Annotated in this window: 11 protein-coding genes and 1 pseudogene; 8 read left to right on the forward strand and 4 right to left on the reverse strand. The window is 65.0% G+C overall.

Annotated features, from left to right (window positions below):
- Positions 1-231 precede the first annotated feature (231 nt).
- Complete coding sequence (locus G1H10_RS23005) at positions 232-531, forward strand: winged helix-turn-helix transcriptional regulator (RefSeq protein ID WP_376778654.1); 300 nt, start codon at positions 232-234, stop codon at positions 529-531.
- A 2-nt stretch (positions 532-533) separates the two neighbouring features.
- Here the strand turns inward: G1H10_RS23005 and G1H10_RS23010 are convergent, their stop codons facing one another.
- The 3 genes from G1H10_RS23010 to G1H10_RS23020 are packed head-to-tail and all read right to left on the reverse strand — an operon-like array spanning position 534 to position 2,014.
- Positions 534-1,154 (reverse strand): dihydrofolate reductase family protein, encoded by a 621-nt coding sequence (locus tag G1H10_RS23010; protein ID WP_163742181.1) that lies wholly within the window; start codon positions 1,152-1,154, stop codon positions 534-536.
- Positions 1,154-1,669 (reverse strand): SRPBCC family protein, encoded by a 516-nt coding sequence (locus G1H10_RS23015; RefSeq protein WP_163742184.1) that lies wholly within the window; start codon positions 1,667-1,669, stop codon positions 1,154-1,156. Before G1H10_RS23015 ends, G1H10_RS23010 begins: the two co-directional genes overlap by 1 nt.
- 3 nt (positions 1,670-1,672) lie before the next feature.
- On the reverse strand, positions 1,673-2,014 hold the full coding sequence (locus tag G1H10_RS23020) for an ArsR/SmtB family transcription factor (protein ID WP_163742187.1): 342 nt from the start codon (positions 2,012-2,014) through the stop codon (positions 1,673-1,675).
- Positions 2,015-2,263: 249 nt separating this feature from the next.
- Here G1H10_RS23020 and G1H10_RS23025 point away from each other — a divergent pair, with 249 nt between their 5' ends.
- From G1H10_RS23025 to G1H10_RS35125, 7 genes and pseudogenes are all read left to right on the forward strand, one after another.
- Positions 2,264-2,644, forward strand: coding sequence for a nuclear transport factor 2 family protein (locus G1H10_RS23025; RefSeq protein WP_163742190.1), 381 nt, complete (start codon positions 2,264-2,266; stop codon positions 2,642-2,644).
- 7 nt (positions 2,645-2,651) lie between these two features.
- Positions 2,652-3,494: an alpha/beta fold hydrolase gene (locus G1H10_RS23030; RefSeq protein ID WP_163742193.1), complete on the forward strand. Its 843-nt coding sequence runs from the start codon at positions 2,652-2,654 to the stop codon at positions 3,492-3,494.
- Positions 3,495-3,707: 213 nt separating this feature from the next.
- The gene (locus tag G1H10_RS23035) at positions 3,708-7,085 is read left to right on the forward strand and encodes a DEAD/DEAH box helicase (RefSeq protein ID WP_163742195.1); all 3,378 of its coding nucleotides are present in this window, start codon (positions 3,708-3,710) and stop codon (positions 7,083-7,085) included.
- Between the two features lie 880 nt (positions 7,086-7,965).
- Entirely contained in the window at positions 7,966-8,970 is a 1,005-nt protein-coding gene (locus G1H10_RS23040; protein ID WP_163742198.1) for a DNA cytosine methyltransferase, read from the forward strand.
- An 87-nt stretch (positions 8,971-9,057) separates the two neighbouring features.
- A complete protein-coding gene (locus G1H10_RS23045; protein WP_163742480.1) occupies positions 9,058-9,972 on the forward strand; it encodes a NotI family restriction endonuclease in 915 nt (304 codons plus the stop codon).
- A gap of 4 nt (positions 9,973-9,976) precedes the next feature.
- Positions 9,977-10,393: a very short patch repair endonuclease gene (locus tag G1H10_RS23050; protein ID WP_216853584.1), complete on the forward strand. Its 417-nt coding sequence runs from the start codon at positions 9,977-9,979 to the stop codon at positions 10,391-10,393.
- A gap of 125 nt (positions 10,394-10,518) precedes the next feature.
- Positions 10,519-10,657 (forward strand): annotated as a pseudogene (locus G1H10_RS35125) (UvrD-helicase domain-containing protein); the annotation flags it as partial.
- Between the two features lie 552 nt (positions 10,658-11,209).
- Here G1H10_RS35125 and G1H10_RS23055 read toward each other — a convergent pair.
- A complete protein-coding gene (locus tag G1H10_RS23055) occupies positions 11,210-12,625 on the reverse strand; it encodes an MFS transporter (protein WP_163742201.1) in 1,416 nt (471 codons plus the stop codon).
- Positions 12,626-12,669 lie beyond the last annotated feature (44 nt).

The raw sequence follows: 12,669 nt of genomic DNA on the forward strand, positions 1-12,669 counted from the left end.
CCGCCGCCGCGCCCAGCCGCTCAGCACGGAACGCTCCTCATCGGACAACACGACTTGATCAAGCTTCGGACTCGGCACGACCCGAGTCTACCCATTTGCCAACGAATTATTGACTCACGACACTAGTAACCAACGGGTACTATCGGAGTATGGCGGCCCGGACAGACGAATGCGCGCGGAACGACGTCTATCCGGACAGACGAATGCGCGCGGAACGACGTCTATGCGGCGATGTGCCCGTGCCGGGACATGCTCGACCTGTTGGCGAACAAGTGGAGCGCGTTGGCCATCGGTGCGCTGGAGGATGGCCCGCAGCGGTTCGGGCAACTCAGAAGGCGGCTGGAGGGCGTCAGCCCGAAGGTTCTCTCGCAGACGCTGCGTCGGCTAGAGGATCATGGGATGCTCACCCGCACGGTGTACGCCGAGGTGCCGCCAAGAGTCGAGTATGAACTCACTGACCTGGGTCACAGCGCGTCGGTGCCGCTGAAAGACCTGCGGAACTGGGTCGAAGAGAACGTCCCCAGACACTGACGTTACCGCTCCCGGACTGCGTAGGTCAGGTGGGTCACCCGCTGCGTCGGCTCCGCGTGGACCTGCTCCAGGGCCACGCGGCCCGCGTCGACGCCCTCGAACAGGCGGACCCCGGAGCCGAACAGCACGGGCGAGAGCGAGATCGAGAACTCGTCGATCAGGCCTGCGTTCACGTACTCCAGGATTGTCGCGCCACCGCCGGCGATGCGGACGTCTCGGTCGCCGGCGGCCTCGCGGGCCTGGTCGAGCGCGGTCTCGATGCCGTTGTTGACGAAGTGGAAGACGGTTCCGCCCGGCCGCTCCCAGGGGTCACGCTTCTCGTGCGTCACCACGAAGACCGGCGTGTGGAACGGCGCCTCCTCCGGCCACATCTGCTCGCCGGCGTCGAACATGCGCTTGCCCATCACGCTCGCGCCGGTGCGCAGATGCGTCTCCCGCAGGATGTCGTTGTCGCGACCTTCCTCGCCGCCCCCGCCGAGCTTCAGGTTCTCCCGGAAGAACCGCTGCGGGAATACCCACCGCTGCAGTTCCATCCACTGCCTTTGCATCAAGTCCTCGACAGACTCGGGCGCGATGAACCCGTCCAGCGACATCGACACGCTGAAGAACACCTTCCCGGCCATCAGCCTTCCTCTCCGTTGTGCGCGATCTCGGCGACGTAGGCAGCCAGGTTGTTCAGGGTCTGATGACCGCCCTCGATCGCGTGGTACTTCTCGACCGCTTCGTCGCGCAGCTCCTTCGTGGGGAACACCGTGCGCATCTCGATCCGGGTTGTCACGCCGTCGGGAGTGAAGGTCAAGACCGACTCGAAGGCGTTCGGGTCGTCGCGGGACTCACCGTGCAGCAGCGCGATGCGCTCCGGTGGGGTGATCTCGGTCCAGGTGATCCACTCGGGGTAGTCCGTCCCGTCCGGTCCGTGCATCGTGAAGTCCCACACTCCGCCCACGCGGAACTCGAACGACTGCGTGGTGGTGGTGAACCCCTCCGGTCCCCACCACCGCGACAGGTGCCGGACTTCGGTGAACGCCTCGAACACCAGCTCCCGCGGGGCGTCGATGACGCGGGAGATCACGATCTCGCGGTCGGACGTCACTGGTTGAGCTGCCTGCGCCGGCCGCCCTTGCCCTGTCGAACTCATCAGCTACCCCTCCTGCTTTGTCTGCTTTAGTTCCTGCACGTACGAGTCCAGTCGGTCGAAGCTCTCGTTCCAGAACAGCTCGAACCCGCCGGTCCACTCGTGGACCGGCTTCAGCCCGCGTGCGTCGAGGCCGTACAGGCGCTGCTTGCCCGCCGTGCGGTTCCGCACCAGCCCGACCTCGCGGAGCACCCGCAGGTGCTTGGACGCCCGCGGCTGGGTCATCCCCAGCTCTTCGGCCAGCTCGGTCACCGGCCGCTCGCCCGCCCGCAGCAGTACCAGGATCTCCCGGCGCTGCGGCTCGGCGATTGCGTTGAAGACGTCCGACGTCGTCGCTGCTCGTGCCATGGACGCAATCATATGCCTATATCGGCATGCGTCAAACGGAGGAATCAGGCGCGAGGCACGACCCCCGGGCGGTCCCGTCTCCGCGCTATCAGCGTCCGTGTGGGGATCGCGGACTGGTGACACCGATGAGATCGGGGCGTTGGTCCGGTCTAAACGTTGACCCGCCTTTGGCTACACCGATGTCTACGTAGGCGGGCGAGATCAGACCGCGACCCAAGAAAGAAGGACCGGATGAGCCCCACGGATGACATGGCGAGAACAACCGACGAGGTCATCGACCGCTTCAACCGCGCGTTTCGGGAGCGCGACGCGACCCTCCTCGAGGAGATCATCGCCCCCGACTGCGTCATGGAGAGCATCCAGCCAGCTCCCGACGGCACCCGCTACGAGGGCTATGACGCTTCGTTCAGCTCGTGGAAGGCGCTCATCGATGACACCACTAGCCACTTCGAGGTCGAGGACGTCCACACCGGTGACGAGTGGGCGCTTATCCGCTGGCGCTACGTTTGGGGTCCCGGCGACGCCGACTCGGTTCGGGGCGTCAATGTCATGCGGGTCGTCGACGGCAAGATCGTCGAGGCCGCCGGCTACTCGAAGACGGCGCCGACTGTCGCCGCCCTGGAGAGCTGAGCGACCGATGGCCACCGTCAACGCCAATCAGGTCGCCCTGGGCATCGAGTCCTTCGGTGACGATGACGCACCACTGGTCCTGCTCGCGGGCGGGACGACGATGCTGTCCTGGCCCGACGCGCTTTGCCAGAGCCTCGCCGCCGGCGGGCGTCGCGTTGTGCGCTACGACCTACGTGACAGCGGCGAGTCGACGACGGCGGACCCGGACGCGCCCTCCTTCACATTGCGCGACCTCGCCGCCGACGCGGCGGCCCTGGTGGACGCCCTCGGCGGCGAGCGTGCGCACATCGCCGGGATCGGCGTCGGCGGGATGGTTGCCCAGGCCGCCGTGCTCGACCATCCCAGCGCGTTCTCGGCGCTCACCCTGGTCGGCACCCGCGCGGTCGCGCCGGGCAAGTGCGACGCTGACCTCCCCGACCACGACGGGGCGACGATGAAGCGCCTGTTCACACTTACGATGCCCGACTGGACCGACCGCGAGGCGGTGGCGGAGTTCGCTGCTGCCAGCGCGGAGATCCTCGGCGACGACCCCGTCGCTGCACGTGCGATCGCCGCGCGCATATGGGACCGCACACCTGGCACGACGTCACCGATCCAGATGGCCAACCAGCTCGGCATGGTCTTCGCCAAGCTCGACTGCAAACCCCGCTGGCGCGAGCGTCTCCCCGAGATCCAGGTCCCCACGCTCGTCGTCCACGGCCGCCGAGATCCGTTCTTCCCCGTCGGCAACGGCGAGGCTATCGCGCGCGAGATCCCCGGGGCACGGCTGCTCATCCTCGAGGAAGCTGCCACCGCGATCCCCGATGAGGCAGCCGGCGATGTCGCGGAGGCGATGCTCTCGCTCGGGTAGAGTCTCTCGCGGCGTGTTGGAGCGCGCGGCTGTCGCCCTCGGAAGAACGACATTCTGGTCGCGATCACGACCGCTATGCATGCTCGTTTCGGCGGTCACGTCTCCGTGCTGACGTGGGTGTCAGCAGCCACACTGACCTCATCTGTACCTGATTCCCGTGGCGTCGGCGGGTTGAACTAAGGCTGTCGGTGCCGGCCGCTAGCGTGCTGAGGCATGCTCCTCGAAACCTTCAAGCAGCGCGATCCGACCGGTCTCGTCGACCATGTCGATGAGGCGTCGTACCTGCGCGGTGTGATCTATGCGCACGAGGGCGCGGTGACGCGCATCTCGTGGGACCGAGCGGCCGGTACCCTGCTCGGTCAGGTTCGCGGCAGCGGGAGGAAGACCTACTCGGTGATTGCGCACCTGGACGAGGCAGTTGGCGGGGGCTACGAGTTCGGGTACGGCATGTGCAACTGTCCGGTGGGCTCGAACTGCAAGCACGTCGTCGCACTGGTGCTCACGGCTGCAGGGAACGGGAAGGGCGACCAGCTGGCCGTCGCCGAGGCGGCATCGCCCGAACCGACGTGGGAGCACTCCCTGGAAGCGATGCTCGACGGATCCGATGGAGGCGACGCCGCCCGGGGCTTGACTCCGTTGGGGCTGGAGCTGACGCTGTCTACCTCGCCGTCTGCGGCGCGAGCACGTTCTGGAGCGGGACCCGTGGGTTGGCCGCTGATGGCCCGGCTGGTACGTCCCGGCAAGAACGGTGGCTGGGTCGCGGGAGGGCTGAACTGGTCGAAGTTGGGGCAGCTTCACTACTCGCGGGAGTATGTGGCGGAGCAGGCGCGGTTGCTGCAGGAGCTGTATGCGCTGTATCAGGCGGGTCGGAGCAACTCCTACTACGCGTACGGATACGGCCGGGATGAGAAGCACATCGACCTGTCCAGGTTTGACTCCCGGCAGCTGTGGCCGATGCTGGATGAGGCCGAGTCGATCGGGCTGCGGATGGTTCACGGGAGGAGGACGCTGGGGGAGGTGGAGTCGCCGGGGATGGCGCGGATGTGTGTCGACGTCACGGACGGTGACAGGTCCGGCATGCTGGCCGCTGAGCCGGTCCTGCGGATCGACGGCGTCGACGCTGACGTCGTCCCGGTGAGCTTCATCGGGGTACAGGCCCACGGCGTCGTCTACACAGACCGGGCGGCCGTTGAGGCGGAAATGCCAACCAGTGACTGGCGCTTGGGGCTGGCGAGACTCGGCAAGCCGATACCGCAGCAGCTACAGCAAATGGCGGTGGATGGCCAGCGCCTGGAGATTCCCGAGACTGAGGCGCCGCGGTTCCGCGACGAGTACGTTCCGCGGCTGCGGCGGGTGGCCGCGGTCGAGTCGTCCGACGGATCGTTCACGCCGCCTGTCGTGTCCGGGCCGACGTTGGTCGCCCATGCCGCATACGACGACGAGCATGTGCTCGATCTGACGTGGGAGTGGCTCTATGAGGTCGGCGAACTCGAGAAGCGGGTCCCCGTAACCCCGGAGGGTGTTGCGGGCCTCGGGTTTCGGGACGTCGAAGCGGAGCAGACCGTGCTGCAGCGTATCGACGCTGGACTCGAGCCGTTGGGAATCGTGACGAGCAGTGGTATCCGCTCCGTAGCGGGCGCCTTCATCGCGGGTGCCGACGGCCCGTCGCTGGTACCGCACACGCGGCTCAGTGGCATGGACACGATGCGGTTCACCACGGAGGTGCTGCCGCTGCTGGAAGACGCGGAGGACGTCGTCGTCGATATCAGCGGAGAGCCCGCTGACTATCGTGAGGCGACCGACTCGCTGACCGTGGGAGTGTCGACCGAAGCGGTGGCGGACAACGCCGACTGGTTCGACCTCGGCGTCACCATCTCGGTCGAGGGACGGGAGGTTCCGTTCGTCAACGTGTTCACCGCGCTCGCACGGGATGAACAGCACATGTTGCTGCCAGACGGCGCTTTCTTCTCGCTGCAGAAGCCGGAGCTGCAGGCGCTGCGCAGGTTGATCGAGGAAGCGCGGGCACTCGGCGAGGGCTTGAACGGGCAGACGAGGATCAGCCGGTTCCAGGCGGGGCTGTGGGAGGAGCTGGCGGCGCTCGGCGTCGTGACCCATCAGGCCGAGGCGTGGCAGCAGCAGGTTGAAGGGCTGTTGTCGATCGATGCGGTAGAGCAGGCCGAACCGCCTGCTTCCCTGGTTGCGGAGTTGCGCCCCTACCAGCTGGACGGCTTCCGATGGCTGGCGTTCCTCTGGGAGCACCGGCTGGGCGGGATCCTCGCCGACGACATGGGCCTGGGCAAGACGCTGCAGACGCTGGCGCTGATCTGTCATGCCAAGGTGGCCGACCCTGAATGCGGCCCCTTTCTGGTCGTGGCGCCGACGAGCGTCGTGTCGAACTGGGTTGCCGAGGCGGCACGCTTCGCGCCTGGCCTGCGCGTCGTTCCTGTGACCGACACTCTGCGCAGGCGAGGGGAGTCGATCGAGGAGGTGACGGCCGGCGCGGACGTGGTGGTGACCACGTACACATTGCTGCGGCTGGACTCCGACGACTATGGGCAGGTCTCGTGGGCGGGCGTCGTGCTGGATGAGGCCCAGTACGTGAAGAACCACCAGTCCAAGACGTATCAGGCCGTGCGGCAGCTTCCATCGCCGTTCAAGCTGGCCATCACCGGCACCCCGATGGAGAACAACCTGATGGAGCTGTGGTCGCAGCTTTCGATCACCGCGCCCGGCATGTTCCCCAGCCCCACGAAGTTCGACGAGTACTACGCCCGTCGGATCGAAAAGCAGGGTGACGCCGGACTGCTTGCGCAGCTGCGACGGCGCATCAGGCCGCTGGTGAAGCGTCGCACGAAGGAGCAGGTGGCCACGGACCTGCCGGCCAAGCAGGAGCAGGTGATCGAGGTTGAGCTGCATCCGCAGCATCGCAAGCTGTACCAGAAGTACCTGCAGCGCGAGCGGCAGAAGGTGCTGGGGCTGCTCGACGACGTGAACAAGAACCGGTTCACCATCCTGCGTTCGTTGACGTTGCTGCGGCAGCTCAGCCTGCATGCCGGGCTGGTCGACGAGGCGCACGGTGGCTATCCGTGCGCGAAGATCGATGTGCTGATGCAGCAGCTGGGCGAGGTCGTCGATGGGGGACATAGGGCGCTGGTGTTCAGCCAGTTCACCGGGTTCCTCAGCATCGCGCGGGAGCGCCTGGAGGCGTCCGGCATCGAGTACTGCTACCTGGACGGCTCCACCCGCAACCGGGAAGAGGTGATCGCCCGGTTCAAGGAAGGACGAGCACCGGTGTTCCTGATCAGCCTGAAGGCGGGCGGGTTCGGGCTGAACCTCACCGAGGCGGACTACTGCTTCCTGCTCGATCCGTGGTGGAACCCGGCGACCGAGGCGCAGGCCGTGGACCGCACCCATCGCATCGGGCAGACGCGCAACGTCATGGTGTACCGCCTGATCGCCGCTGACACCATCGAAGAGAAGGTCATGGCCCTCAAGGCACGCAAGGCGAAACTGTTCACCAGTGTGATGGACGACGGCAACGCCTTCGGCTCCAGCCTCGACGTCGACGACATCCGCGGCCTGTTCGAGTAGCCGGCTACCGTCGGCGGATGTACGGCCTACTCGCGCGGTCGGCTACAGACACGGGCGGCCAACGAAGCGAATGACATTTCGGTCACCATCGCGACCACAACGCATGTCCTTCTCGGCGCATAGGGGGTGCACCGTATCGCGCGGCGCGTCCTGGGGGAGCGTATCGAGTGGTTCGTTGAGGACAGTCCGCCGGCGATCGTGTCGCTGCGTGATGTCCGTGAGCCGGGGGCATCGAGTCCCGCAGTAGACCAGGTTGTCGAGCAGATCGCCCGCCACGGCGAGGCTACAGTGAGCCATGGCGGTCTGCGGCTCGAGCCGCCTGACCCGTTCGAGACCCTACTTCAGCGAAGGAAGCTGAGGAGGCTGCGGCTGCTGTCTGGGCATTGCTGGCTGTTGACGATGTCCAGCCGCTTGTTGACTTGTCTCGACGCGTAGCCGCGTGCGGTCTGCTCGCGTTCACCTTCGACATGGGTGAAAACGCCGCTGATGGCGCATCGATCCGGATGTAGTGATCTTGGTCTTCCCCTCGGACCCTCGAGTCAGATCTTCCCGGCGTTCGGTTGACCCGCGCCGTCGGCCACCGGAGGGAACGACATCGTGGCGGCGATCGCGACCGAAATGCATGCTCGAGGAGTTGAAGCCGTGCCGTCGTTGGCATGACGCCGGGAATGGGCGCCACCAGCCGGACCTTAGGCTGATGCGGTAGCGTGCCCACCCGCCACTGCGCCACCCATCTGGGACACCTCCTGACGCGTGGCCGGTTCGGTTGTAGGCTAATTACACGTATGTGATTCTCGACGAGCATCCAGGTGGGGCCAGCGCAGCGCCCCGCACGAGGGTCGACTACTGTTCTACCCTGACCCGGTGAGAGGAGCTGATCTTGACAGAGGAGCTAGCTGCGGCCAACGAGCCATTGAGAATCATCTCGCTGTTCACCGGAGCCGGCGGTCTTGATCTCGGATTTGAAGCAGCAGGCTGTCATACCATCGCGGCAGTCGACAACGATCCCGAGTCCTGCAGGACACTACGCCACAATCGTCCTGACTGGAACGTATTCGAAGGCGACGTTCGCGAGTATAGCCCGGTGCTGCGGGATGTTGATCTTGTAATCGGAGGGCCACCATGTCAGGGATTCTCTTCGGCCGGGAAGGGAGACCCGAATGACCCAAGGAATTTCCTCTGGAAAGAGTATTTCAGAATCGTCAAGGCGGTGCGTCCGCGAGGGTTGGTTCTCGAGAACGTTTCTGCCCTTACTCACCGCAAGAATGGCGATCATTTAACCGGCATAATCAGCGCCCTTGAAGAGGCCGGTTACCACTTCGCCATGGATGTTCTAAATGCGGCCGACTATGGCGTTCCGCAGAATCGACGTCGTCTCATCGTAATAGGCCTGCGCGACGGAAACCCCGGCCTTCCCGTCCCGACGACTGCCGATCGCCCCAGGACAGTCCGCGAAGCAATTGAAGACATTGATAACAAGTTTGATGAGTCCTGGAATCACGTACCACCGAAGCACGCGGAGCACGTCGCTGAGCGCTGGGCGAAACTCAAGGCCGGCGAGGTGGATCCCAATTATCGCCGGGCACGGCTAGATTACGACAAGCCTAGCGTTACGATAAGAGCGGGCGGGGGGTACGGACCGAGGGGCGATCACCTTGCTGGCTTCCACCCACCGATTCATCCCACTAGACCGCGTCAGTTGACTGTCCGCGAGGCTGCTCGAATCCAGTCCTTTCCAGATGACTGGATTCTGAAAGGCAGTAAGACGGCTCAGGGTCGCCAGATCGGAAATGCCGTGCCCGTTCTGTTGGCAGAGGCCATTGCCAAGCATGTAGTAGACTTCCTCCGCAGTAGGGACGCCGATGCGTCGGTGCGGTCGGCGTAAGGGAGGAAGCCTCTCGTCGTGGGCGCGCTCGAGGAATTATTCGACTGTCGCACGCTCGTTGGTGCGGTCCCCATCAAAGGAGCCGGGTTGAGCACTACAATTTTCGAATTCTATGGATATCAATCGACCGATCAATCTCCAATAGCGCTTGAACATGCGCGAGATGGGCGTTGCCCATTCATCCTCGATACTTGCGAGAAGACGCTACGCAATGGCGAAACGTCTGGTGTCTGTAGCCTTAAGCCCGCGACCTCCGGCCCCGTCATCTGTTGTCCTATTCGCCTCTATGCCGACAATTATCGAATCCTTAAGGATGTTTGTAAGCTGGCTTTCGGTCAGCACCTTCCGCTAGTGCCGGGCGCCGCAGCGGTTTACAAGGCAAAACGGGGCGGCTCTTCCGTCGTGTCCGTGTTCGGTAAGCGCTGGGGAGGTGAACTGCGCTTGCCTCAGCGCCAAGGGCGTGGCTCATACTTTGTCGACTGGATTCTTGCGCGACTCGAACCAGACGGTAGCCTCGCCGAATTCGTCGCGGTGGAAGTGCAATCAATTGACACAACTGGCAATTATCAGGATTCACGCCGGCATCTACTGGAATCGGGCAGAAGAGTCGCCAAGGCAACGGCTGGCTTCAATTGGGAGAACGTGAGTAAGCGGATACTTCCACAGATCATATACAAAGGGAACGTTCTGCAGCGCGAGGAGCTGTGCCAAAAGGGGCTTTTCTTCGTTACGCCTTCTCCTGTTTACGCTAAGGTAATGCAGCGGCTCGGTGGCGCGGACGGATTGTTGCCGTATCCTCTCCAGTCAAGCAGTATAACCTTTATGGCGTACGACATCGACTACAATAATGCTCAACCCGGAAAACCACTGCAGTTAGAGCAGAGCGATGTTTTCACGACGAATATCGGTCAGGTCGCGCAAGCGTTCGCTGGCCCCGGAGTTATGCCGCCTAAGGACTGCTATCGCGAAGCGATCAAGCAAGCGCTCGGGGCTGTAGCCTAGAGTCATGGAAGTTAAGTCGTGGGCGTCGAGCAGGGCCACCCGGAAGAGCATGCTAGCGAACCGAAGTCGCGACACAGGGCCTGAGCTTGCTCTGCGTTCGATTCTTCATGGACGCGGTTATCGTTATCGAGTTAACTATCGACCGTTGCGAGACAAGCGAAACAGTGCTGATATCGTCTTCACGAAGGCGAAGGTTGCAGTGTTCGTCGATGGCTGTTACTGGCATGGCTGCCCCGAGCACTATTGGCCAGCGAAGACGAATGTTCACTACTGGGCCCCAAAGATAGCAGCCAACAAGGAGCGTGACGAGCTCTTCAATGAGGCGCTCGCCGAACGTGGTTGGACTGTAGTAAGAGCCTGGGAGCACGAGGCACCGGAGGATGTAGCTGAGCGTGTCGCACTGGCCTTGCGTCGCTTATAAACGCTCGGTGGCCTGACTCGCACCGGCGGCATTTTGCTAAGTCTACTGCGTCATTCTGAACGAGCGTTCGTCTCGAACAGATCGTGAGAGAACCCCTGGACTGGACCGATCATGCTGGTGGCCGACTGCGATCGCGGCCTGGCCCGTCATCGTGTCTCCGGCCAGTAGTCCGCACCCAGTTCCTCCACGTCGCCTGCGTTATCGCCGGTGCCGGCACGGGAAAGACGCGGGCCATCACGCACCGGATCGGTGTGCAGGTTGGGCTGTCCTCCACTTCGTGGACCGCCGGCCACGGCGCGTCGCGCTCGAAGCGCTGTCCGGCGTCGCTGGCGCTGTCGAGAGTCAGGTCGAATAGCATCGGTTCATGCCAGCGTTCGACCGCGTGTGCATCAAGTGCCGGGCTGGTCGAACTTGAAGGGGGAGCGCGAAGTCGCGCGACCACGTCGTACGCACGCGATGCGGCGCGGACACGACGGCACTGCGGCCGGGTGCGGCGGTGACGGTCTCGTCGTTCACGGTGACGCGCACTCCCGGGCAGCGTCGCGAGCACCGCGTACACGCCGATCTGATCGAGCTCGGTGGAGACCTGGACACGGAACATGAGCACGGCCGTACTCATCTAGCCCAGGGGGCGCCATGGATGTCTAAGTCGACCGTGGTGGACAGATCTGCGCTCGATGTGTTGAGGGCGCTAGATGACCACGGCCTCGCGGGGGCGACCTTGAACCGTGTCCTCCCGCAACACGCTTAGCCTCTCCGGTTGGGAAGCCCCGGGTCGCAATGTGCCGCAGGCACGCGGCGTAGCGGTGTCGCGGCCTATGGCGCGTGCTGCTTCGCCGGTGTTGCTGGTTGGGCGGGCGTCGTAACTCGCGCTTTCCTGAGTGTGAGCGCGACGACCATGGCCAACAGCGCGATCAACGTCAGCGCGAGAAAGGTGTCGGAGTAGGCCGGCGCGTCGTGGGCATAGAGCGGATTGAGCGCGTCGTGCTCGCCGGCCTCGCGAGCCGACAGCAGCGCTCCGAACAGGGCCGGTCCCGCCCCTGCGCCGAGGAACTGCGCGGCCTGGAAGATGCCGACTCCGACGCCGACCTGCTCGGGCGGTAGCACGCGGCTGACCGCGCTGGTGGCGAGGGTGACGACGAAGGCGAAACCGGCACCGAGGCCGACGACGGCGACACCGGCCAGCGCGGGGGAGGCGCCGACGGCGACCGTGGACAGGAACAGCGTCGACGCGCCGATCATGCCCAGGCCGATGAGGGCGACGGTGCCCTCGTTGGCGCCGCGCGCGCCGACGCGTCCGGCTACGGGAGCCAGCACCGCCAGCGCGAGCCCGCCGGGGATCATGACCAGGCTGCCTTCGCCGGGTGTGAGGCCGTTGACGTCGATGACCAGGATCGGCACTAGAACCAGCGTCGCCAGGTTCACCACCATCGCCAGGAAGATCACGGCGACCGCAGCCACGTACCCGCGATTGGTGAACAGCGATGGCGGCACGAATGGGTGCGCGGCCGTACGCGTGCGCCAGGCGAACAGCGCCACCAGCACGATTCCGCCGAGCACGGTTCCCAGTGAGGACGCGGAGCCGAGTCCCGCGCTCTCGGCCTGGGTGACGCCATACAGCAGCAGGCCCGCGCCGAGTCCGAGCAACATGCCGCCGAACACGTCGAACGGACGGGCGTCGTCGGGCGCGTCGTCGTTGAGAATCCGCCGCATGGCCGGGATCAGCGCGAACGCGGCTACGGTCATGATCCAGAACAGAGCCCGCCATCCCAGCAGCTGCCCGAAGACCCCGCCCACCGCGGGCCCGGCCGCCGCGCCGGCACCTCCGGCCGCACCGATGAACCCGACGCCGACCGCGGTCTTGTCGCGGGGCAGCAGGCGCGCGGCGGCCACGATAGCGAGCACCGGAATCGCGGCCCCGCCAGCTCCCGTCACCACCCGGCCGAGCACCAGGACCAGGAGGCTCGGCGCCAGTGCGCAGATCAGGCTTCCGGCCCCGAACACCGCCAAGGCCACGGTGAACAGCCGCCGGAGGCCGTAGCGGTCCGCGATACGTCCGTAGATCGGGACGCCGACGGCCATCGTCAGCAGGAACCCGGTCACCACCCAGGCCACCTGGGCCGTCGACGCAGTGAACTCTTCGGCGATGACGGGAAGAACGAGGGAGACCATGTCGGCGGCGATGGGGATCAGCAGCATCGCCGGCACGAGCACGGTCAGCAGGCGACGCATCGGGACTGCGGTGCTCGGCGAGTCAGGGGTGGACGGCACGGGGT

The sequence above is a fragment of the Phytoactinopolyspora halotolerans genome (assembly GCF_010550675.1).
Taxonomy (GTDB): Bacteria; Actinomycetota; Actinomycetes; order Jiangellales; family Jiangellaceae; genus Phytoactinopolyspora; species Phytoactinopolyspora halotolerans.

Bases quoted from the DNA above. Each gene is read 5' to 3' on its own strand.
- G1H10_RS23035 (WP_163742195.1), top strand. From the start codon at position 3,708: ATGCTCCTCGAAACCTTCAAGCAGCGCGATCCGACCGGTCTCGTCGAC.
- G1H10_RS23005 (WP_376778654.1), top strand. From the start codon at position 232: ATGTGCCCGTGCCGGGACATGCTCGACCTGTTGGCGAACAAGTGGAGC.
- G1H10_RS23050 (WP_216853584.1), top strand. From the start codon at position 9,977: ATGGAAGTTAAGTCGTGGGCGTCGAGCAGGGCCACCCGGAAGAGCATG.
- G1H10_RS23010 (WP_163742181.1), bottom strand. From the start codon at position 1,154: ATGGCCGGGAAGGTGTTCTTCAGCGTGTCGATGTCGCTGGACGGGTTC.
- G1H10_RS23020 (WP_163742187.1), bottom strand. From the start codon at position 2,014: ATGGCACGAGCAGCGACGACGTCGGACGTCTTCAACGCAATCGCCGAG.
- G1H10_RS23055 (WP_163742201.1), bottom strand. From the start codon at position 12,625: ATGCGTCGCCTGCTGACCGTGCTCGTGCCGGCGATGCTGCTGATCCCC.
- G1H10_RS23015 (WP_163742184.1), bottom strand. From the start codon at position 1,669: ATGAGTTCGACAGGGCAAGGGCGGCCGGCGCAGGCAGCTCAACCAGTG.
- G1H10_RS23025 (WP_163742190.1), top strand. From the start codon at position 2,264: ATGGCGAGAACAACCGACGAGGTCATCGACCGCTTCAACCGCGCGTTT.
- G1H10_RS23030 (WP_163742193.1), top strand. From the start codon at position 2,652: ATGGCCACCGTCAACGCCAATCAGGTCGCCCTGGGCATCGAGTCCTTC.